We start from the raw sequence: 22931 nt of genomic DNA, 5'->3' as shown, positions 1-22931 counted from the left end.
GTCCTCCCGCCTACCCGGCAGTCCGCCAGGGAATGAATTCCCTGTCTAATAGCGAAAGTCCTCTCAAAGAGGACTGAAGAACAACTCATTAGTCCTCTTTCAGAGGACTTTCGCTTTGAGGCAGGGGTTTCAACCCTTGCCGGACTTGCCGGGTAGGCGCGAGAACTGTCGGACTGTCGGACTGTCGGACTGTCGGTTTAACGTGTTTGTTGACACCTTCGGGCAGTTCCGCGTCCCTACAGATTTCCCAAAAAAATGTAACGAGTTGTAAAGTATAATTAAACCGAAGCGAACACAGAGGCCAAGTAGTATCAAATGCGAGTTGCGATCGCCGGAGCAGGCTTAGCAGGACTTTCCTGCGCTAAATATCTTACCGACGCGGGCCACACCCCCATCCTCCTAGAAAGTCGGGACGTACTCGGCGGCAAAGTAGCCGCCTGGAAAGATGCAGATGGCGACTGGTACGAAACCGGCCTCCACATCTTCTTCGGTGCATACCCGAATATGCTCCAACTCTTCAAAGAACTTGACATTGAAGACCGGCTGCAATGGAAAGAGCACTCGATGATTTTCAATCAGCCGGAAACCCCCGGAACCTATTCCCGCTTTGACTTTCCCGACCTTCCTGCCCCCTTCAACGGCGTCGCAGCCATCCTGAGCAACAACGATATGCTCACCTGGCCCGAAAAAATCCGCTTTGGCATCGGTTTGATTCCGGCGATGCTTCAGGGTCAAAACTATGTCGAAGCAATGGACAAATACTCGTTTTCCGACTGGCTGAAAAAGCAAAACGTCCCCCCCAGAGTCGAAAAAGAAGTATTCATCGCCATGTCCAAGGCGCTCAATTTCATCGACCCCCACGAAATATCTGCAACCATACTGCTGACAGCCCTCAACCGCTTCTTGCAAGAGAAAAATGGCTCGAAAATGGCCTTTTTAGACGGTTCCCCCACAGAGAGGTTGTGTCAGCCGATGGTAGACTACATAACTGAGCGCGGTGGTGAAGTCCGGCTGAATGCACCCATCGGGGAGTTTTTGCTCAACGATGACAACACGGTGCGCGGCTTCCAGATTCGAGGCGTAAAAGGGGCAGAGTCAGAAATTCTGACGGCCGATATTTACGTTTCCGCGATGCCGGTTGACCCGCTGAAGCTGATGATGCCGAAACCTTGGGGCGAAATGGATTATTTCAAACAGCTCGAAGGCTTGGAGGGAGTACCCGTCATTAATGTACACTTGTGGTTCGATCGCAAATTAACTGATATCGACCATTTGCTGTTCTCGCGATCGCCCCTGCTGAGCGTCTACGCCGACATGAGCAACACCTGCCGCGAATATGCCAACCCAGACAAATCAATGCTGGAACTGGTTTTAGCACCGGCCAAAGACTGGATCGGCAAATCTGACGAAGATATCGTCGCAGCCACAATGGTCGAGTTAGAAAAACTCTTTCCCGATCAAATCCCAGAACCAGCCAAACTGCTCAAATATCACGTAGTCAAAACCCCACGTTCCGTCTACAAAGCCACTCCCGGACGCCAGCAGTGCCGTCCCACACAAACAACTCCCATTAGCAATTTCTATCTAACGGGGGATTATACGATGCAGCGTTATCTTGCGAGTATGGAAGGTGCCGTGCTTTCTGGTAAGCTGACAGCGCAGGCTATTTCAACGGCCAATAACCAATGAAAAATTAAGAATTTTTCATAAAGACGTAAAAAATCTCCCGTTTTCTAAACGGGGGAAAATCAGTTCTAATCTTTAAATTTCTTATTCTCGGATGCTGCAACTGTCAAAACTCCAGTGCATGAGAACTCTGGCCTCTGTGGATGACTCTTACGAACTGTGCCGCCAAGTCACGGCGAGTTATGCCAAAAATTTTTATTTAGGCACTCAACTCATGCCCGAAGCCAAGCGTCGGGCGATTTGGGCGATTTACGTCTGGTGCCGCCGCACCGACGAACTCGTAGACGGGCCGGGTTCTGATGCAACGACCCCTGAAACCCTGGATTTGTGGGAAAAACGCCTAGAATCTGTGTTTGCTGGTCATCCTCACGACGACTACGACGTAGCTTTGGTGGATACGCTGTCTCGTTTCCCGATCGACATTCAGCCGTTTCGAGAGATGATTGCGGGCCAGCAAATGGACTTGTACCGCAGCCGCTACGAAACTTTTGAAGAGCTCAATCTTTACTGTTATCGAGTAGCGGGTACTGTAGGGCTGATGTCGATGTCTGTCATGGGTGTAGGCGAATCGAACTCCGCTGCTAACTGGAATTGGCACTGGGGGAATAGAATTCCCAAAGAAGAAGCGATAGCCCTGGGTATTGCCAAGCAGTTGACTAATATTTTGCGCGATGTCGGAGAAGACGCCCGCCGCGGCCGCATTTACATTCCCTTAGAAGACTTAGCCTTGTTTAACTACACGGAAGAAGATTTATTCAACGGTGTAATTGACAACCGCTGGCGGGAATTGATGCGGTTTCAAATTCAGCGAGCTCGCAAATTATACGCCAGCGCGGAACCGGGAATTAAAGTGCTCAGTCCCGATATCCGCTGGACTGTTTGGGCTGCTACAATGCTCTACAGCAGAATCTTAAATGCGATCGAACGCAATCAATACGATGTTTTCCAGAAGCGGGCTTATGTTACCAATTCTCAGAAACTGCTGTGTCTCCCCGCTGCTTGGCTGAAGTCAAAAGTGCTTTAACCGCAGGCAATTTTGCTGGCGATTCAGCAACTGGTAAGGGGTATTTGTCAAGTTACAAATTATTATGATGTTCAGCAAATTGCATATTAGGTTTGTGGGTACGCGGTAGTGGCGTGTCCCTACGTTTGGCGTAAGTCAAATTATAAGTCAAATTAGTGGAGTAGCGGGCGGAATTGGCAATTGGGCGATCGAACTTTCCAACAATTGCTTTTCCTGCTGGAGTTTTGCTTCTAAGTTTTGAATTTGTTCTCGGCGGGCTTCAACTTCTATCAAGCGGCGAGACAATTCTTGACTCTGCAAAGTGAGAGATTGCCTCCAATCTTCTGCTTTCTGGGCTTCTTGCTGCAAAAAATCGGGAGTAAAGCCTGTTGTTAAATATTTCTCTACTAATTGTAGCACCCAGTTTGTAGCTGCTTGAATATCCAAAACCTGGCTATTTTGGTCAACATTTGCTAATACTAAAATCCCTTCATTTAAAACATTCGTTGCAGAGTTAATTGGATTTTGAGCAAAATCTTTCTGTAATGTCAAGAAACATTCTTCACTAAGAATAGCCCAAGTATCATCAGAATTTTGGCAAGCCAGCAATTGCAGACTTATCTCGCCTAAAATTTCTTGATTTTGTACTTGGGCTAAATATAGCATAAGGGTAATTAGTGATTGGTAATTTTTGTTTGGCCTAATTTTTACTATTTTTCTCACACGGAAGTGCGATCGTCCTAAAAAGGAATATACTCAACAGCATTCATCCATTCATCAGATTCCGAGGCTAAAGTAATGAGTTCCAAATCCTTAACAAATTGTCCGATCGTACCGCCTAGCTGATGTCCAAATATCAAACCAGCAAACTGTCTTTCCTGACGCTGCCAATCTTGAGCCATTGCCCTAAAACGGATATCTTGAGTAAACAATACTCTCCCTAGCTGAGTGGCACGTTCCAAAAGTTCATCATCCGGCAATTCTGTCGCACCATCTTCGATCGCCGTCAAAACATCTACACCACGACGGCGCAACTGCTCGGTAATTGCTTGGGGAATGTGAACGTCCATGTACAGAAAAATTGCCACTTACAATAATCCCTTAGCTCGCATTCTCACGAAAAATGGTGAAGGTAAAAGCAAAGATTTTTCCTGTTGTACCTGCTCCCATTCCGCGCGAATCTCCTGCTCAATTTCAGATTGAAAGTCGAAGTAATAAGCCATCGCTGCATGAGCCTCCGACGGCATCAAATAAGGATGCTGGCGGCACATTTCTTCGACTGACCAACCGTAAGCTAAATAATCCATCACAATCTGAACAACCCGCACGCGGGGTATCCGCTGCAACCGTGCGGGTTGACCCGCTACTTTCTCGATATGAGGATAAATTATTGATAGCATAGTGAGATCCCAAACTAAAATCTCTAAATAGTTAAGTTAAAAACCAAAGACCTTGTAAAATCTTATTTGATTATAGCCGATCGCGCCTGCGGTGCGTGAGAGTCAATATTTTCCTTGGGATTCCCAGGTTTTTCGCCCTCACGCACCCTACAAATTGACTAAAAACCGTCAACTGTCAACTCTTAAAACAACTTTAGCCGATCGCGCAAAATCTCGGCCTGTTTTTGGGCTTCCGCCAAAGCATCCCTCGCCCCCTGAACCACATCCGGAGTAGCCTTATCCACAAACTTCTGATTAGTCAAGCGCGCCGCAGTATGCTTAATTTCAGCTTCCACCTTGCTCAACTTCTTCTCTAACTTAGCACGCAAAGCCGCCAAATCGACCACCCCAGCCAGAGGAATCAATACTTGCACAGTACCGACAACCCCAGCAATTGTCTGTCCCAAATCTGTATCCAAACTAGCAGTAACTGTCAGATTTTCGACTTTGGCCAAATCCTGAATGTAAACGCCTCCATCTGAGATTATTTGGCGTTCTTTCTCGCTTTCGCTTTGCAAAATTGCCGTCACCTTCACACTGGGTTTGATATCCGAATCTGCCCGCAAATTGCGAATAGTGCGAATTGTACCGAACAACAAGTCAAACTGCTGTTCTAATTCAGCATCAATTAGCGAGATATCCGCTTCAGGATAAGCTTGCAAAGCCAAACATTCACTATCACCTGTTTGAGTCAGAGTGTGCCAAATCTCTTCAGTAATGTGTGGCATAAAAGGATGCAGCAGTTTCAGAATACCCTCCAACACAAAAGCAAAAGTTTGCTGTGCCACTTTTTTAGAATTTGGTTCAGCATCCTGTTGCAGGCGAGACTTGACCAACTCAATATACCAGTCACAGAAATCGCCCCAAATAAACTCATAAAGTCCCTTCGCCGCTTCCCCCAAACCGTAATTTTCCAAACAATTGCGGCTTTGCTGCACAACTTGATTGTAGCGAGAAAGAATCCAGCGATCGCACAATTCCAACCCTTCCTCTCTCCCCCCCTCAACAAGGGAATCTTCTTCTCTCCCCCCCTCAGCCAGGGAATCTTCTTCTCTCCCCCCCTTACTAAGGGGGGGTTGGGGGGGGTAAGGAATTCCCAATTGCTGCGGCGTCTGTCCCTCCAAGTTCATCATCACAAACCTGGCCGCATTCCACAGCTTATTCGTGAAGTTCCGCGAAGCTTCCACCGATTTCGATTCATCAGTTTTGCGATCGTACTCCATACGAATATTTTGACCCGCCCCAACCACTTCCTTAACCAAGGTGTAGCGCAAAGCATCAGTACCGTACTTGCCAATCAACAGCAGCGGATCGATACCGTTGTTTTTACTCTTAGACATTTTTTGACCGTTTTCATCCAACACCAAACCGTGAATGTAAACAGTATCAAAAGGCATCTTTTCAGTAAAATGTCCTGCCATCATCGTCATTCTAGCAACCCAGAAAAAGATGATATCAAAACCTGTTACCAAAGTAGTTGTCGGATAGTAAAAATCCAAATCTTTAGTTTCGTCAGGCCATCCCAAAGTTGAGAAAGGCCACAACCCGGACGAAAACCAAGTATCCAATACGTCTGGATCTCTTGCTAACTGCACGTCATTACCAAATTTAGCCGTTGCTTTTTCCCTAGCTTCAGCTTCTGTTTTCGCAACTATAAAAGGTGTCGTATCAGTAATTTCTCCTTGGGTTTCGCTAACAGCATACCACGCCGGAATTTGGTGTCCCCACCACAATTGTCTGGAGATACACCAATCCTTCAGCTTCACCAGCCAATCGCGATAAACCTTTGTCCATCGGTCAGGAACAAAGACTGGTGAGTTACTTTGATCTAATGCTTCTAAAGCGCGTTGAGAAAGAGGCTCGATTTTCACAAACCATTGCGTAGATATCAAAGGTTCGACCGGGACTTTGCCACGTTCGCTGTAGGGAACTGTATGCTTATAATCTTCTATTTTAACCAAAACCCCGTCATTTTCTAACCGCTGCACCACATTTTTCCTGGCAACAAATCGGTCTTGTCCCTGGAACTCTGCGGCATTTTCATTTAAAGTGCCGTCCTTATTCATAATGTTAATAAACGGCAAATTGTGACGCTTACCCATCTCGAAGTCATTCGGGTCGTGGGCGGGTGTCACCTTGACACAACCAGTTCCGAAAGTCGGATCGACAAACTCATCAGCAATGATTGGGATTTCGCGATTCACGATCGGCAAAGTCACAGTTTTACCGATAAGATGTTGGTAGCGATCGTCCTGTGGATTCACCGCCACCCCAGTATCGCCCAACATCGTTTCCGGCCGAGTCGTCGCCACCTCCAAATAACCAGAACCGTCCGTCAAAGGATAGCGGAAATGCCACAAATGGCCCTCAACTTCCTGCTGGTCTACCTCCAAATCCGACACAGCAGACTGACTCGCCGGACACCAATTCACCAAGTAATTGCCGCGATAAATCAGCCCCTCATCATACAGACGGACAAACGCTTCTAAAACCGCAGCGGATAAGCCTTCATCCATCGTAAAGCGTTCACGCGACCAATCAACAGACACGCCCAAACTGCGTAATTGATTAGTAATAGTATTGCCCGATTCCGCTTTCCACTCCCAGGCCCGTTCCAAGAATTTTTCTCGGCCTAAATCGTGGCGAGTTTTGCCTTCTGCTTTGAGTTGCTTTTCGAGAATAGTTTGAACTGCGATGCTAGCATGATCCGTTCCCGGCAACCACAGGGTATTGCGTCCAGTCATGCGGTGATAGCGGACGAGGACATCAATCAGCGTCTCTTCAAAAGCGTGTCCCATGTGGAGGCTGCCGGTGACGTTGGGCGGCGGGATGACTACGCAGTAAGGTTCGCCGCCTTTTTCGGGGTCAGCTTTGAAGGTTTGGTTGTCTTCCCAGTATTTTTGCCATTTGGCTTCGGTGGCTTTGGGGTCGTATTGGGGTGGTAGGTTTGCGGTCATTGGCGAGAGGGTGCAGGTTTTATATATAAGATTGTGCCATAGCGGGGGGAAGAGAAGAGGTTTGAACCGCAGAGGGCGCAGAGGGCGCAGAGGCAAGAGTGTTGCGAGGGTTTTGGATGTCGTAAAAAAACCTTTCATCCCTCCCCTCTCTGCGCTCTCTGTGTTCTCTGCGGTAAAATCCTCTTAATATCTATTCACGTCTTTACAATCCACTCCATTAAGAGAAGAGTTTTGAACCGCAGAGGGCGCAGAGGGCGCAGAGGGAAGAGTGTGGGGAGGGTTTTGGATTATGATTGTGATTATTGGTTTGAGAAGAGGAGAGAAGAGAGTTGGAAGATGATCTGAATGAGTTGACTTATGCGGTGATTGGGGCGGCGATGGAGGTTCATAAGGAGTTGGGGCCGGGTTTTTTGGAAGCGGTATATGAGAATTCGTTGCGTGAAGAACTCGCTCTCCGGGGAATTCCTTTTGACCCTCAACCTACGGTGAATGTCCTTTACAAGGGTGTTGTGGTTGGGGAAGGCAGATACGATATGCTGGTTGCCAACACTCTTGTTATTGAATTAAAGTCAGTCCAAACTATACTTCCTATCCATGAGGCTCAAGTTATATCATACCTGAAAATGACTGGTTATCCTCTAGCCCTTCTCATCAACTTTAATGTCCGCTTTTTAAAAGAAGGAATTCGCCGCCTCATCCTGTCGTAAAAAAACCTCTCATCCCTCCCCTCTCTGCGCTCTCTGCGCTCTCTGCGGTAAAATTATCTTAATATCTCTAATTATTTCACCTCCTTATAATCCACCCCATAACTCGTATCTCTCCCCGACAAATACGTAGTTTTCCCCGTTAAAGTCTCCAGAGTTTTTTTCGTTTCAGCCGAAGTAATCGAATTCAGCGGCACGCCGAACTTGCTAGCCAAACCAGCGGCGACGCCCACACCTTGTCCTTGATAAATATTCACCGTCGCTATTCGCCCGACGGATACAGCCATACCGACATAACCGGACGATCGCCCGACAATGGCTAAATTCTTCACTTTGCTAGCCAAAGCGCTTTCTATCCCGAAATTATACACTGGTAGCGGCGGAATTCTCGTAGATAAATTCTTGACTCCGCCCCGCATATCGAAATCGTAGGAAAAACTGCCGATCGACTTGGACGCTGCTGTTCCCCCTTTGATAATCTCCTGCCCCGTCAGCGGATCTACCACATCGCGAACGTTCAAACTTTGCCTGATATAAATCTCGTCTGGAATAAATACTCTCACATCTTTACCAGACTTCTTTTGTAGCCAGTGTTGGAGATGTGACATTTCTCTAATCATTTCAGGAGTCGGTTTTCTGCCGTTAGCTTCCATCTTCATGATTTGGTCAACTTGATATTTAAACAGAAACCCGTTCCAGGACAGCACATTTTTGTTATAAACGCAGACATTGCCTTTATCGAAAAAGAATCCTTTATTTTGACTAAAGGGCAAATTTCTATCTATGTGATACGCTGCTCCTATGGCTACGCTTCTGATGTCGTAGCCGTCTGTATATGGCTGATAAATCGTACTCCAGAAATTCCTCATCCAGAATTTTGTACTGGCCGGGTCTTTGGATTTCATAATGCTTTCTTTAATCTTTTTTACCAAAGGCCGATTGTATAGAATTTCATCTTCTATGCTGCGGAATTCGGACATCGTTATACCTGTAATTGTCGGAACTACAGAGACTGCTAAAGTTTCATTTTTTGATTTGATATTTTGAGATTCATATCCTGTATAATAAGATAATCCGGCTTTTCTGGCTAATTCCGCGTCTTGAGTTACGTCAATAAAAGAGTTGGCTTTAATTCTTAAGGTGCTGCCTGTTACTTCGGCATATTCGATTTTTTTATCTACGACGTGGGGAGTAAGAGTAGAGTTGGAAATTACTCTGACTTTTGCTGCTGAAAGCATTTGCCGGAGAGCTTGATCTGCCCTTTTTGGATCTAAGCAAGATTCGCGCGCATTCGCTTTATCTAAGAATTCCTTAAAACATTGGGCGTAGGGTTGGCGATACCAACCGGGGATTTTATCTAAATCGATGTAAGCTAAACCGCCGCGGGTGAGTAAGCCGCCCAAAGGATCTCTTCCGTAGTTCGATCGCACGATCGCAACTTTGCCCTTTGCGCCTAAAGTCTTCTTCGCCCATATCGCCGCACATATCCCCGGTACTTCATCACCATATACTACTACATCAAAGGTTTGCTCAGGTGGTTTTTTGGGAGTTATCGGAGGCGGGGTGCTGGATTTTTGCTGCAGAGTTCCATTGTCTAAGGTGGCACTTGCTGGGTTTCTATTTGCGATATAATTTTCTATTTCTCTGAAAGGCGGATAATTAAGTAAAAGTTTTAGGGCGGCAAAGATGATTGCAATTGAAGCTAATTTCTTGAAAGTAGAGAGCATTCAGTTGACTCGTTTATAAATTTGCATTACCTGAAAGCGCAGTTCAGGGTTTACGGAGTTGAATATAGCACGTTTAGATAGTTTCGACACAGTTTTAACTTTTCCGGGAACTGTTGTTAGCGGTTTTGCCAGTGTTACTGGTTTGGCAGGGCATTTGATGTGGGTAAGGATGGCGGGTGCGATCGCATCTGAGATATCTGGTGTCGGGAAGGGCGATCGGCTACAATAAGTTAATTAATTAATTAATTAGGACTAAGGCCAAAAAAACCTGGTTTCTCCGAAAAATCGTGGATTTATCCGAGAGATATTGACGCATAAACCGGGTTTTTGACCAGACATACATAAGTCCTGTCAATATTATTGACAGGAAGAACAAGACAATAATTAAGGGTTAGCACTGATTGTTTTAAAAATTGCTTTTTGACGGTGTTAACTTTAAAATTATAGGTACTTGTAGAGGTTGGAAGTGGAGGGAGGTTAAAGAAAAAGACGACATTAATGAAATAAGTCGTTTTTGATACAGCAGCTTTATTTTGTTTTTAGGGTACCGATTATGAATTACACAAATATTATTACCTGGTCTGAGATAGAAGATAGCATGGAATCTATGATATGCGAATTCCTGGATTTCTATGAAGTATTTTATAAATTTATTCCTGAAGATAAATGGGGATTAATTGATGAATATACCGAAGAACGGGCAAAGTTTAGAGTCTTAGAATGGCTGGAGAATGCGTGGAAATCATTTGTCAAATCAGGAATTGTTAATTATCGCACTCAAATTGAATACTTTCAGGCATCACTTTACTGTATAGCTCTTTTTTATGTATACGCTGAATATAGCGGATTAGGAATGGTTGGTTATGAAAAATTTTGGGATGTTGCTGATTTTTTGGGAATCGATATTTGCAATTTAAAACAAGTAATAGATGAAGATTATAAAAATAAATTTCCTAAAAATAAAACTTATTCCTATGATTTAGACAGAGAAATAATCGACTTAATCAACAATGTGCGTCGAGATGTAGTAGCAATCCTCATAGAAAATTTTGGGAGTACATTAAAGTTGTCTGAATCTATCCAAAAAAGTATTCAAAGTATTCAGCCCGACTACGATTTATGTGAGGAAGATGACACATTTGACCGGGCTGAGACTGAGACTCTAAATGAGCTAATGGAAATAGATATGATTGCTGAAAGATGGGAAGAAATAGAAGGTGATGAGGTTAGACAAGCTGCTCTCAAATTAGCTCATTACTTTCAAGGTGAAATTATTGATCTAGAAGAAGAAATAAAACCTATGATTAATCGGGGCGACAATGATTTTCAAACAAATAGATTTAGAAATATGAAATATGATACCATATCTCCTAAATACCTCTTCTCACTGTATAGTTTTGAATTGATAGGCTATTGGGAAAATAAACGTCAATTCTCGCTTTCTCTACTTTATAGAAATTACGCTAAATTAGTTGAATATGTAGAGGAACCCTTTAATAGGCTGTGCTATTTAGTGTCGGCTAAACTACCATCACAGCTTTCTGCCTTGCCGGGAGATGCAAAATGGAATGAAGGTGAATTAGAGAAGAAATTTGGCTATTTTAAACTTTGCTATATCCGCCTTAATCGTAATTATATTACCTTTGGCTATTCCCAAGAAATCTATCGTTCCATTTTTCTTAATGTTTTGCAAACTAAAGCTGATAAGCTCGAAAAAGTTATTATTAAAAACAGAAATAAATATGATATGCTCGATGTGTCAAACAATGAGGTTTTCATTACTAAAAATGAATTAATTAACCTATCTACAAGTCAGTTAAGCCATCAAATAGCACAATTTTTTCTCAATCACATAGATCTGATTTTGCTGGCAACTTTAGATGATAAAAAGACAGCTATCAATAACCACTTGTATTCCTTAGTCAATGAATCTAAGCTAAATCCCAAATATACTCTATCCAAGTGTGCGGAAGAAACTGGCTTTGACGAAACAGAACTAAACCGCTATATACGCGCCATCCACCGCAAAGGTCAAACCATCATCCAAGGCCCACCCGGAACCGGAAAAACCTTTATAGCCGAAAAACTAGCCAAACATTTAATCGGTGACGGCGGCGGTAATGGTTTCTCAGACATTATCCAATTTCATCCCGCCTACACCTACGAAGACTTTATCGAAGGCCTCCGCCCAACAACTCAAAACGAACAATTAACCTACTCAATAGTTTCCGGTAAATTCCTAGAATTCTGCGAAAAAGCCAAAGACTATAAAGACACTTGCGTTCTCATTATTGATGAAATTAATCGCGCAAATCTTTCTCAAGTCTTTGGCGAGTTAATGTATCTCCTAGATGACCGACAAGACACAAAACGCTCTATTATACTAGCCAGCGGTACACCCTTTAAAATCCCTACAAATGTCCGCATTATCGGCACAATGAATACCGCAGACCGTTCTATTGCCTTAGTCGATAACGCACTCCGCCGCCGCTTCGCATTCATTCCCGTCTATCCAAACTATGAAGTCCTGCGACAGTATCACCAGAGAGAGGAAACAGGTTTTCCAGTTGATAAATTAACTAGCATTCTAGAAGATGTCAATCGCGCAATTAACAACAAACACTATGAACTAGGCATCTCCTTCTTTTTGACAAAAACCTTAGCTGAAGATATCCAAGATATTTGGCAAATGGAAATTGAGCCATACCTCGAAGAATACTTCTTTGATAACCTGGAAAAAATGGATGAGTTTCTCTGGGAGAATATCAAGAATAAATTGGACTATTGACAATCTAACGCCGTCATTAACGCCGATACGGTGGCGTTACTGCATCCACCACAATTATGAAACCAGAATCCCGCCGAATTATCGAACTTACAGAATATCAATTAGCAACTATTGAACAAGACTCAATCCCCGAATCAGTAGGAAAGAAAATATACCATAACTATGCCAAGGAAATAGAAATAGAGTTTCCCAACTTTAAAACAAAATATCAATGGCACTTAAAATCTAAAGGCCGAGTTGGCAACATTCCCATCACTCCAGAATTTCACATCGCCATCCGCCCAAAGGTTCCCATAAACAACCTCTTCGGAATGCTTGACTATGCCTACAACCTTAAGATAAAATTTCCCCAAGGCTCGATTCAGTGCCAATTTTTAGAACAAATTTACGAGACATTAGCTAACATTCTTGCCCAAAAAATTCTAGAACGCTGTCGCAAAGGATTATATCGCGATTACTTATCCAAAACAGAAAGACTCGCCTACATTCGCGGCCGCGTCGATTTGCGGTCAGCCGTTCAAAAACCTTGGGATGTTAAACTAAAATGCCACTATAACGAACAAACAGGCGATATTGAAGACAATCAAATACTGGCTTGGACACTTTTCATCATTGGCCGCAGCGGTTTGTGCCGTGAATCTGTTTCATCCACTGTGCGAAAAGCCTTTCACGCACTCCAAGGATTTGTTACATTAAAACCTTTTAAATCAGAAGCTTGTATTGATAGAAATTATCACCGTTTGAATCAAGATTATCAACTTTTACACGCCTTATGTCGATTCTTTTTAGATAACACAGGGCCCAGTCACGAAACTGGCGATCGCGAAATGCTCCCTTTTCTCATAGACATGGCTAATTTATATGAACAATTTGTCGCTGAATGGCTGAAAGCAAATACACCAAAAGGCTTTTTTGTCAAACAACAACACCGAGTCACACATGACCAAAACTATTTCGATCGCATTGACTTACTGCTGTGCGATATTGCAACAAAAAAAGTCCAATACGTCCTCGATACAAAATACAAAGCGCCCGATAAAGTAGCCAATAATGACTATCATCAAATAGTTGCTTATGCAAATGCCTTAAATTGCCAAAATGCAATTCTCGTCTACCCGCAAAAACTCACAACGCCACTAGACATAAAACATGGCGCTATCCGAGTTCGCAGTCTAACTTTTTCCCTAGATAGCGACCTCAATGAAGCCGGAAAAACCTTCTTAACCTCTCTACTTCTAAACACCCTCCCCTAACTCTACTCTTCGCCCTCTGCGCCCTCTGCGGTTCATTTCTCCACAAAAAAAGAGGCGCAATTGCGCCTCCCAAATCTTTCATGTCTGCGTTCTAAACACTAACAGCCACTTTCGCTTCTTTTGCAGTCAACTTCTCGTAAGTCGCCCGCATCTTCAATCCGACTAACACTTGGAACAAACCAGTTCCATTGTTGGAACCAGGATACTCGCGGTGCTGGAGCAACAGGTGAGTTAACTCGCCTTCATACTTCGTAGAAGTCTTGCTCAAATGGCTTTCGATGTAAATAACTTCTTCGAGATTCTCGAATTGACCATCTACTTCCAAAATCGAGACTTCGTGACCGTAGAAAGCATCGGGCCCGTAGTACATCTTAATTCCGGGATAGGAACAAGTCAGCTTGCGGCCGCAAGGAACCCAGTTAATTGTTGAACCTTCGTCAAACAAATACGCAGGCTCAAAATTGGCGATGCCTTCGCGCTGGATCATCTGCACACGCAGAACTTTCCGCTCTTTGTCATCTTTGATCAAGTTGGTCGGCAACACTTGAATTACCACATCAGCATATTGCTTTTGCGGATCGATGTAGGCCGTAAAATCTGGTTTGCGAGCATTGATCGCAAACAGCACGTCTTCGTAACGGTGGCCCCGTTCCGCCATGTCGCGCTGGATTTTCCAAGCAATTTTTACCTCGTCGCTGATGTCGAGGTAGACGCTGAAGTCGAGGAGCGATCGAACTCGCTCGTCGTACAGGGGATGCAGCCCCTCAATCACAATTACGTGATTCGGCTCTACCCTTTCGGGTGGGTCGATCATACCGGTTTCGTGGTTGTAGATCGGCTTGTCGATCGCGTGACCTTCTTTGAGAGCCTTCATTTGCTCGGCCATCAGGTCAAAATTGTTGGCTCTGGGGTCAAGGGCTGTAATCCCTGTTTCCTTGCGCTGCTTGCGATCGAGACTGTGATAGTCGTCAAGGCAGATTACAGTCACGAAATCTTCCCCGAACAAATCTGTCAATCGGCGTAAAAAAGTAGATTTTCCGCATCCGGAATCTCCGGCAACGCCAATTAAAACCACGCGATCCGGCTTACTTGTCATAGTTTCCCTCTAACAAAATCACTGTTTACTAACTAACTCAAGTCTAGATTCCACAAAATTTCAGCCCGCAGGTAGCGGCAAGCAGGCTTTGTGCTGCTGTGCTACCCCGAGACGATCGAGTTCTCACCAGCATACAGCAGTGAGTTGATTGCCTGCCCGGGAAGACCCAAGCAATCTTCAAGGCAAGTAATTAATAGCTTGTAAAAGTATAGTCATTTATGTATGACATGGGAGGCGTGAATCCCTCCCCTTTCTTTTTTACTTCGAGCGGATTGACCCGCCTGGGCTGAACTACGCAGCTCCCTATCCCATCGCACAAGGCATTTGGGATTGCTTGGGGCATAAGATCCTAATATCTATTAACACTAACTTTAGTAGTTGATCTTACCAGAATGCGATCGCCCACTACAAGCTCAACGTCGATAGATTTTAGATTTTAGATTTTAGATTTTAGATTGTAGAATTGACCCGTCAGTCAGCCTGGGAGTCATAAATCCAGGATCTTGTACCTGGCTGCTTTCGGTCAATAGGAGCTATTTGTTGCCCGATGCCACACTCCATCACCGATCGGCAATCAAAACGACTTATCGGGGCAGATCCCCCGATCGGGTAAAATATTGGCAGTACGCAGACAACAATAGCTATAGGTCAACAGCCGAACGCAAAGCGGGCTCGGTGAGCGCGGCGTTCGGCTAGTAGGGATTTGATACGCGAGCGATCGCAACTTCAACACTCCCGCCGGCGTGGCGAGGCCCAAAAATTGGCGAGGCCAATTAGTCCCGATGGCCTTAAGAAAAAAGTAAATTGAGTCTAACGTCACATTCTCTTTCTTTATAACTCTGTATCGTGAAGGAAAATCAACCAATGTACAGCCCAAGCATATCTGGTGTGGCGGCCAACTCAGAATCAGGCAGCCGCATCTTTGTTTACGAAGTGGAGGGTATGCGTCAGAGCCAAGCAACTGACCAAATAAGTAACCCGATTCGCCGTAGCGGCAGCGTATTTATCTCCGTGCCCTACGATCGCATGAATCAGGAAATGCGCCGGATTGCTCGGATGGGTGGAAGAATTGTCAGCATCCGCCCCTCAAACAGCGCTCCCGAAACAAATGGCAAAGTCGCACCAGAAGCAGGGCTACAGAGTCAGAAATCTGGAGAAGAAACTAAGCCCATGACTCAAGCCAAGGAAAAAGTTCAGGTTCCTGTCAACCTCTACAAACCGGCCAATCCCTATATTGGTAAGTGCATTTCTACAGAAGAATTAGTCAGAGAAGGCGGCGACGGCACAGTTCGCCACGTCACCTTCGACATTTCTGGAGGCAATTTGCACTATCTCGAAGGTCAAAGTATCGGGATTATTCCTGATGGCACGGATAAAAACGGCAAACCTCACAAAATTCGGCTTTACTCGATCGCCTCCACCCGTCACGGCGACCACCTCGACGACAAAACAGTCTCGCTGTGCGTCCGCCGCCTAGAGTACAAAAGCCCAGAGACTGGCGAACAAGTGTTCGGCGTTTGTTCGACTTTTCTCACCGGTTTGCAACCGGGGGATGATGTCAAAATCACCGGCCCCGTAGGCAAGGAAATGCTGTTGCCCGACGACGAGGAAGCCACCATTATTATGATGGGTACCGGTACGGGTATTGCTCCTTTCCGGGCTTATTTGTGGCGGATGTTTAAAGAAAACAATCCCGATTACAAATTCAAAGGTTTAGCTTGGCTGTTCTTTGGAGTTGCTTACACTCCCAACATTCTTTATAAGGAAGAGTTGGAACAATTGCAGCGCGAGTTCCCCGATAATTTCCGCTTGACTTATGCCATCAGCCGCGAGCAAAAGAATGTTGACGGCGGCAAGATGTACATTCAAAACCGGATTCAAGAGAACGCAGACCAATTGTGGGAATTGGTTCAAAAGCCGAATACTCACACTTATATCTGCGGTTTGAAGGGTATGGAAGGCGGAATTGATGAGGGAATGTCGGCCGCGGCTGGCAAGTACGGCGTTGACTGGGCTGGCTATCAGAAACAGTTGAAAAAAGACCACCGTTGGCACGTTGAAACTTATTAATGTGTTACCTGATTTAATCTGATTTGTAGGGTGGGCTGAGCTCGCCCTACAATTTTTGAAACAGTTTTGAGGCTGGAGGGGCTGGTTCACCCAATACAAGTGTAAAATATACAGTAAGCTCACCGAAAAAGGGAGATAACTGACATGGTTATAACTTCTACCCAAAAACTCACCTTTGAAGAATATCTGAACTATCAGGGAGAATCAGGTGTTTGTTATGAATTATATCGGGGCAATCTGATTGAAATGCCAACACCTACAGCAATACATATCAAAATTTGTGAATTTTTAGTTTATCAGTTCCGGCGCTTCTTTGCAGCACACAACCTACCGATAGTTGCAATTGTGACTGCCGCCGTCCGAACTGAGGAAAACTCTTGTCGGGTTCCTGATGTGGTGATTTGCACTCAGAGTCTGTGGGAACAAGTCGGCGCGCAACCTGGTTCTGCAGTGCTGGAATTTGAAGAAAAACCGCTGTTAGTTATCGAAGTTACCAGTCAAAATTGGCGGGACGACTACATTCGCAAACGGGCAGAATATGACTTAATTGATATCCCTGAATATTGGATTGTAGACCCAAATCAACCGAAAATACGAGTATGCAGTCGCCCGGAAAATGAAGGCAGTTATTCTCATCAGGAATTTTTGCCGGGACAGCAAGTTCAGTCTGTACAGTTCGCTGAATTTATTTTATCGGTTAATCAAGTGCTATGTCCGCCCCTAGTTGAAGATTTAATTCGAGAAGAACAAGCACAGCTACAGCAACTAGGACAGCAAAATGAGCAACTAGAACAGCAAAATCAGCAACTAGAACAGCAAAATCAGCAACTAGAACAGCAAGTTAATGCCGAAAGGCAGCGGGCCGAAAGATTGGCGCAGCGGCTGCGAGAAATGGGGATAGAGATGGATACAGAACTTTAAATTGCCATGTAAAATCTGGATTAATTAGTCATGTAGATCCCGGACTTTTTTAAGAAGTCGGGTCTCTGGGTATTCAGTGAAGCCACGGTTATCATACAATGATTCTAGATGAAGTGAGTTTCTACGGGTCAAAGTCGTGGCTTTCAAAATTGGTTTGCTAGGTTTGGGTACAGTTGGTGCGGGAACAGCAGAGATTTTGCTCTCCCCAGATGGCCGCCATCCGCTGTTGCAGGAATTGGAAATCTATCGGGTGGGAGTGCGCGATATTTCTCGAACTCGGTCTTTACAATTGCCAGAAAATGTGCTGACAACTGACCTAGAAGCGATCGCAACTGACCCGGAAATTGATATTGTAGTAGAATTGATTGGCGGATTGGAACCGGCGCGATCGCTCATTTTACAAGCTATTGCCAGCGGCAAGCACGTCGTCACTGCCAACAAAGCAGTTATCGCCCGCTACGGTAATGAAATCTTCGAGGCCGCCAACAAAAAAGGCGTTTACGTAATGCTAGAAGCTGCTGTCGGCGGCGGCATTCCAGTCATTCAAAGCCTCAAACAATCTTTAGGTGCAAACCGCATTCAAACTGTCACCGGCATCGTCAACGGCACAACTAATTACATCCTGACGCGGATGCAAACAGAAGGCGCAGACTTTGCCGAAGTGCTCGCCGACGCTCAGCAATTAGGTTATGCTGAAGCTGACCCCACAGCAGATGTAGATGGATTAGATGCTGCCGATAAAATTGCTATTTTAGCCTCGCTAGCTTTTGGCGGACGCATCAAATTAGCAGATGTTCACTGCGAAGGTATCAGAAAAGTTAGTGCGGCGGATATTGACTACGCCGACAAGCTGGGATTTGTGATTAAATTGTTGGCTATTGCTCAAGAAACATCCCGCTACAATGGCAAGCAAGCTGAGGGAGAAAGCGAACTGCTGTCAATTCGAGTGCATCCGAGTTTTGTGCCAAAAACTCATCCGCTGGCGAGTGTTAACGGGGTTTACAATGCAATTTTAGTCGAAGGAGAGCCGATCGGGCAATTGATGCTGTACGGGCGCGGCGCCGGTGCAGGCCCAACAGCTAGCGCGGTAGTATCCGACATTATGAATGTGGCTGCCATCCTGAAAACCGAAACAGTTCCGATTCCCCATCCTTTGCTGAGTTGCAGTCACCAACACTACTGCAAAATTGCTCCGATGCAGGAACTTGTTACTCGCTTTTACGCCCGTTTTCTGACGCGCGATACTCCGGGGGTAATTGGCAAACTCGGCACTTGTTTCGGCAACCACAAAGTTAGTTTGGAATCAGTTGTGCAGACGGGAATTCACGGCGATTTAGCAGAAATTGTCGTCGTGACTCACGATGTTAGGGAAGGTAATTTTCAACAAGCACTCGATGAAATTCGCGCGCTGGAAGCAGTCGATAGTATTGCTAGCACGTTGCGAGTTTTGTAAAAGTGATTTGCTAGGGGCGGGTTTCACATACACTATTTGCCAATAATTGACAATCTATAAAACCCGCCCTCGCCCAACGATAAATCCCGATGTACATTTTTCGCATTTGATATACGTGGGGGCGGGTTTATGTAGATTTTTTGTGGTAATTAAATATTGTTGGTAAAACCCGCCCCTAACAAATAATGAAAACTAGAGAATTGGATTTTGTCGATGTGTTGTGCGGTGGCGGGTTTATGTTGATTTTTTGTACTTATTAAATATTGTTGGTAAAACCCGCCCCTACCAGATAATGAAAGGAACAGAATTCGATTTTGTCGATCGCAAAACGGGAAGGCATTTGCTAGATTCCCTGTATGAAAAGTTTGCCAAACCCCAACTGCACGATACTTTTAAACCCAATAATCCTTCAATTTACATTCGGCACGGGGAAGGGCAAGTTATTGATGGAAATTATATCATAGAAAAAGTGTTTGAAGACTCTCGCACGGGTTTTTATGCTGAAAGTCGCGTTCCCATTTCTGGCAATAACCCGCCTGTTTTAGTGATTCGCGGCTACGGTTCTTGGTATCCTTTCGAGCGCGTTTTGGAAGATACGCCCGATGTATTTATGGCAAAACTAGAACGCCAGTTAAAATCGGCGCAAACTGTAGGTGCTATTGATTGGATAAAGCAGCAATTTCACAGCGGGAATCCGCCCGATGTCATCGGAGAAAGTTTGGGCGGCAAAGTTGCTCAGCAAATAGCAGCAAAATACCCGGATTATATTAGATCCACTGTAATTTTTAATTCTTTGGGCGTTTCGGAAAAGTTAGCTAAAACTTCCACGGCTAACAATGTTTTTCACTACTTTACTTTAGGCGAAAGGTATGCTTTCTGGGCAAATGAAGGGGATTACATACCGGGAACGATTTTTGTGATTTCCCAGAAGGGTAACAACTGTTGTTATAAAATCGAGGAGGCGATCGTCCGAATGGCGCGTTTTGAAGGCAAGTTTCTCAAAAGGCGCGCGATTGTGGCAATATTGGCTCAGTTGCTTTTGCTAAACAGACACAATGCGATCGTCCTCAACAAACGGCGGGCAGTAGTCGTTGAGATCGATCGCACTCAATTGCAAGTTTTCCGAAAAAAGCGCTTTGTTTAAACTCAGATAGAATGGCTTCACGCCGCAGATGGCTGGTTTTCCCGCGCTGCGACGGCGAGAAGCAGACAAAGTGCTGCGATCGCTATTAGCAAAATTGTAACATCTCGATCGCCAAACAAGCATCTAAATCTAGCTGCGTGCATCTGCGGTTAATAATTCTCTGTTAAATATTTTACACAAATTCTCCCTTAGCAACCATCACCACCTTACCGCCCACCAAAACTGCTATTTCCCCGTTATTTTGGGCGGCTTGTAACAACAGCAAAGAAGGTCGATCGATTTCATAACCCTGCTCAACTCTGACATCAATCTTTGCTGACCCATAATAAGCGTATTCTACCAAATATCCAGCCAAACAGCCGTTAGCACTGCCAGTCGCCGGATCTTCAGGAATCCCTAATGAATGGGCAAAAACTCGCACGCTTAAATCATTAATGTCGCTGTAAGTTTCTGGGCAAAATATCAAAATTTCTTTCGCTGACCTTGTATCAACTAGCTCAAAATATTTATCTAAGTTGACCTGAGCTTTTTTGAGCGAAGCGAGAGTTTTTAATGGGACAATTATAAACGGCACTCCGGTCGAAACTTCTTGAATTGGGAAGTTGGAATCAATTTCATCGGGTTCTAAATTCAAGACATTTGCCAGACTTTCGGCTGATAAAACTTGACCAAAACTAGGCGGATTTTGTCGCATCCACAAAATCTCGGCCGATTCATTGTGATAATTAAAAGTAACGGGAATTTGACCGACGGCTAGATTGAGAATTACTCGATCGACCTTTTCGCGAATAATCTCTTGCTGCAACACAAACGCAGTGCCCAAAGTCGGATGACCGGCAAAGGGCAATTCCTTCTTGGGCGTGAATATCCGCACGTCATAGCCACCATCTCGCGGATCGGGCGATCGAATAAACGTAGTTTCTGAATAATTGATTTCCCTCGCTATCTGTAGCATTTGGGCCTCAGATAGTTCGGCAACTCCCGCACCGCAAAATACAGCTAGTTGATTGCCAGCATATTTTGACTCCGCAAACACGTCAACTATATAAAAATTCACATTTCCCTCGTTCAACAGTAGTTTGTGTTTCTTGTTACCAGGCAGAGCCTGGTAACAGAGATCCAGAGGCTCCGCCTCACTATTTCAAACAGCGAATTGCTTCCAACATTCCCCTGGCTTTATTGAGCGTTTCCTCATATTCCATATCCGGGTTAGAATCTGCCACCAAACCAGCACCTGCTTGCACAGAAACCGAATGTTTATCGCCTCCTTGAGAACGAACAACCATAGTCCGAATTGTGATCGCACTATTCAATTGTCCCTCAAAATCATAATACCCGTAAACCCCAGAATAGGGCCCCCGGCGGCAACCTTCCAACTCGTGCACAATCTCCATCGCCCGAATCTTCGGAGCACCGCTAACAGTACCCGCAGGAAAACCAGCTTTCAACAAATCCCAAGCTGTCTTATCCTCAGCCAATTCTCCCACCACATTGCTCACAATGTGCATGACGTGAGAATAACGCTCAATTTCCATTAATTCGTCAACTTTTACCGTACCGTTTCTGCAAACTCTGCCTAAATCGTTCCTCCCCAAATCAACTAACATGACGTGTTCCGCAATTTCCTTCGGATCTTGCAGCAATTCAGCAGCCAAAGCATCATCTTCTTGAGGAGTTTTACCTCGGCGGCGAGTGCCGGCGATTGGTCGCAAAGTTGCAATCTTTTTACCATCAGCAGTGTTTTCCGCCTTCACCATAATTTCGGGACTCGAACCGATAATCTGCCAATCTCCGAAATGAAAATAAGCCATGTACGGAGAAGGATTAATTAGACGCAAAGAGCGGTAAAGTGCAAAAGAATCGCCACTGTATTCAGCCTCTAATCGCTGCGAAATAACTACTTGAAAAATATCTCCCGCTTTGATATAATCCTTAGCCTTTAAAACATTGGCACAATACTTTTCACGGGTAATATTGCTCGTGTAAGCCAATTCTGTATTTCCGGTTGTGGAACGGTCATCTTGCCCGTTATTGGGAGGTGTCCATTCTATGAGAGTAGATTGCCGGGAAAGCGGCGATTGCAGCTTCTGAACTAAGTTGCCAACGCGATCGCACGCTTGCTGATAAGCATCGGCAAAATCAACGCCAACCTCGCGCAAATCGGCATAGGCGACGGCCCAAATTTTCCGCTTCACCTGGTCGAAAATCAGCAAATTATCCACCTGCATCCACAATCCATCCGGCAAATCATTCTCACTGGCTGGATGCACAGGAACTCGCGGTTCTATCCACTTAATTAACTCGTAACCCCAAAAACCGAATAGCCCGCCAATTCCCGGCGGTAACTGTGGCAATTTCACCGGTTGATAAGACTGCAAACATTCTGTTAAAGCTACAAACGGATCGCCCGTAAATACTTTTTCGGAACCGTCACGGTAAACTTGAGTTGTGCGAGATCCCCTTGCCTCCAAAATCCACAACGGATCGCACCCTAAGAAACTATAACGCCCAAGTTTTTCCCCACCTTCGACAGACTCTAGCAGAAAACTGTAAGGTTGACCCGCACAAACCCGATACCACGCAGACACCGGCGTATCCAAATCAGCAACCCATTCTTGATACACGGGTACAAAATTGCCTTGTGTCGCCAGTTCCGAGAATTGTGAGAAATCGGGAAATATCATATATAT

Annotated in this window: 19 protein-coding genes; 10 read left to right on the top strand and 9 right to left on the bottom strand. The window is 44.9% G+C overall.

Features of this window, described 5'->3' with window-relative positions:
- Positions 1–315: 315 nt before the first annotated feature.
- Together pds and crtB are read left to right on the top strand one after the other, a co-directional pair.
- Positions 316–1689, top strand: coding sequence for a 15-cis-phytoene desaturase (gene pds / locus QUB24_RS16805; RefSeq protein WP_333154319.1), 1374 nt, complete (start codon positions 316–318; stop codon positions 1687–1689).
- A 91-nt stretch (positions 1690–1780) separates the two neighbouring features.
- Positions 1781–2710, top strand: a complete 930-nt coding sequence (gene crtB / locus QUB24_RS16800) for a 15-cis-phytoene synthase CrtB (protein WP_333154318.1) — start codon at positions 1781–1783, stop codon at positions 2708–2710.
- A gap of 147 nt (positions 2711–2857) precedes the next feature.
- Here crtB and QUB24_RS16795 read toward each other — a convergent pair whose 3' ends face one another.
- The 4 genes from QUB24_RS16795 to QUB24_RS16780 form a co-directional block, all read right to left on the bottom strand.
- Positions 2858–3355, bottom strand: a complete 498-nt coding sequence (locus tag QUB24_RS16795) for a hypothetical protein (RefSeq protein ID WP_333154317.1) — start codon at positions 3353–3355, stop codon at positions 2858–2860.
- Between the two features lie 74 nt (positions 3356–3429).
- Positions 3430–3777 carry a DUF5615 family PIN-like protein gene (locus QUB24_RS16790; protein ID WP_333060153.1) on the bottom strand — a complete coding sequence of 116 codons (348 nt, stop codon included), beginning with the start codon at positions 3775–3777 and terminating at the stop codon, positions 3430–3432.
- The gene (locus QUB24_RS16785) at positions 3778–4089 is read right to left on the bottom strand and encodes a DUF433 domain-containing protein (RefSeq protein WP_333060152.1); all 312 of its coding nucleotides are present in this window, start codon (positions 4087–4089) and stop codon (positions 3778–3780) included.
- Between the two features lie 182 nt (positions 4090–4271).
- Complete coding sequence (locus tag QUB24_RS16780; RefSeq protein ID WP_333154315.1) at positions 4272–7085, bottom strand: valine--tRNA ligase; 2814 nt, start codon at positions 7083–7085, stop codon at positions 4272–4274.
- A gap of 329 nt (positions 7086–7414) precedes the next feature.
- On the opposite strand from QUB24_RS16780, the gene QUB24_RS16775 reads away from it, so the two are divergent.
- Positions 7415–7792, top strand: a complete 378-nt coding sequence (locus QUB24_RS16775; RefSeq protein WP_333154313.1) for a GxxExxY protein — start codon at positions 7415–7417, stop codon at positions 7790–7792.
- Positions 7793–7863: 71 nt separating this feature from the next.
- Here the strand turns inward: QUB24_RS16775 and QUB24_RS16770 are convergent, their stop codons facing one another.
- The gene (locus QUB24_RS16770) at positions 7864–9516 is read right to left on the bottom strand and encodes an FAD-dependent oxidoreductase (protein WP_333154311.1); all 1653 of its coding nucleotides are present in this window, start codon (positions 9514–9516) and stop codon (positions 7864–7866) included.
- Positions 9517–9574: 58 nt separating this feature from the next.
- On the opposite strand from QUB24_RS16770, the gene QUB24_RS16765 reads away from it, so the two are divergent.
- The 3 genes from QUB24_RS16765 (at position 9575) to QUB24_RS16755 (ending at position 13557) form a co-directional block, all read left to right on the top strand.
- Complete coding sequence (locus QUB24_RS16765) at positions 9575–9745, top strand: hypothetical protein (protein ID WP_333154310.1); 171 nt, start codon at positions 9575–9577, stop codon at positions 9743–9745.
- Between the two features lie 324 nt (positions 9746–10069).
- Positions 10070–12304 (top strand): AAA family ATPase, encoded by a 2235-nt coding sequence (locus tag QUB24_RS16760; RefSeq protein WP_333154309.1) that lies wholly within the window; start codon positions 10070–10072, stop codon positions 12302–12304.
- Between the two features lie 56 nt (positions 12305–12360).
- A complete protein-coding gene (locus tag QUB24_RS16755) occupies positions 12361–13557 on the top strand; it encodes a 5-methylcytosine restriction system specificity protein McrC (RefSeq protein WP_333154307.1) in 1197 nt (398 codons plus the stop codon).
- Positions 13558–13648: 91 nt separating this feature from the next.
- Here QUB24_RS16755 and QUB24_RS16750 read toward each other — a convergent pair whose 3' ends face one another.
- On the bottom strand, positions 13649–14653 hold the full coding sequence (locus QUB24_RS16750; RefSeq protein WP_015179263.1) for a phosphoribulokinase: 1005 nt from the start codon (positions 14651–14653) through the stop codon (positions 13649–13651).
- Between the two features lie 864 nt (positions 14654–15517).
- Between QUB24_RS16750 and petH the strand changes: the two genes are divergently transcribed.
- The 4 genes from petH (at position 15518) to QUB24_RS16730 (ending at position 20241) form a co-directional block, all read left to right on the top strand.
- Complete coding sequence (gene petH / locus QUB24_RS16745) at positions 15518–16723, top strand: ferredoxin--NADP reductase (protein WP_333154306.1); 1206 nt, start codon at positions 15518–15520, stop codon at positions 16721–16723.
- A gap of 144 nt (positions 16724–16867) precedes the next feature.
- Positions 16868–17644, top strand: a complete 777-nt coding sequence (locus tag QUB24_RS16740; protein ID WP_333154305.1) for a Uma2 family endonuclease — start codon at positions 16868–16870, stop codon at positions 17642–17644.
- Between the two features lie 136 nt (positions 17645–17780).
- Positions 17781–19097 (top strand): homoserine dehydrogenase, encoded by a 1317-nt coding sequence (locus QUB24_RS16735; RefSeq protein WP_333154303.1) that lies wholly within the window; start codon positions 17781–17783, stop codon positions 19095–19097.
- 292 nt (positions 19098–19389) lie between these two features.
- The gene (locus tag QUB24_RS16730; protein ID WP_333154302.1) at positions 19390–20241 is read left to right on the top strand and encodes a hypothetical protein; all 852 of its coding nucleotides are present in this window, start codon (positions 19390–19392) and stop codon (positions 20239–20241) included.
- A gap of 17 nt (positions 20242–20258) precedes the next feature.
- On the opposite strand, the gene QUB24_RS16725 is transcribed toward QUB24_RS16730, so the two are convergent.
- From QUB24_RS16725 to trpE, 3 genes are all read right to left on the bottom strand, one after another.
- Positions 20259–20384, bottom strand: coding sequence for a hypothetical protein (locus QUB24_RS16725; RefSeq protein WP_333154301.1), 126 nt, complete (start codon positions 20382–20384; stop codon positions 20259–20261).
- A 29-nt stretch (positions 20385–20413) separates the two neighbouring features.
- Positions 20414–21298: a PhzF family phenazine biosynthesis protein gene (locus QUB24_RS16720; RefSeq protein ID WP_333154367.1), complete on the bottom strand. Its 885-nt coding sequence runs from the start codon at positions 21296–21298 to the stop codon at positions 20414–20416.
- 79 nt (positions 21299–21377) lie between these two features.
- Positions 21378–22925: an anthranilate synthase component I gene (trpE, locus tag QUB24_RS16715; RefSeq protein WP_333154299.1), complete on the bottom strand. Its 1548-nt coding sequence runs from the start codon at positions 22923–22925 to the stop codon at positions 21378–21380.
- Positions 22926–22931: the final 6 nt, after the last annotated feature.

This window comes from Microcoleus sp. B9-D4, from assembly GCF_036705105.1.
Classification (GTDB): Bacteria; Cyanobacteriota; Cyanobacteriia; order Cyanobacteriales; family Microcoleaceae; genus Microcoleus.
This window is presented reverse-complemented; position numbering and strand designations above follow the sequence as displayed.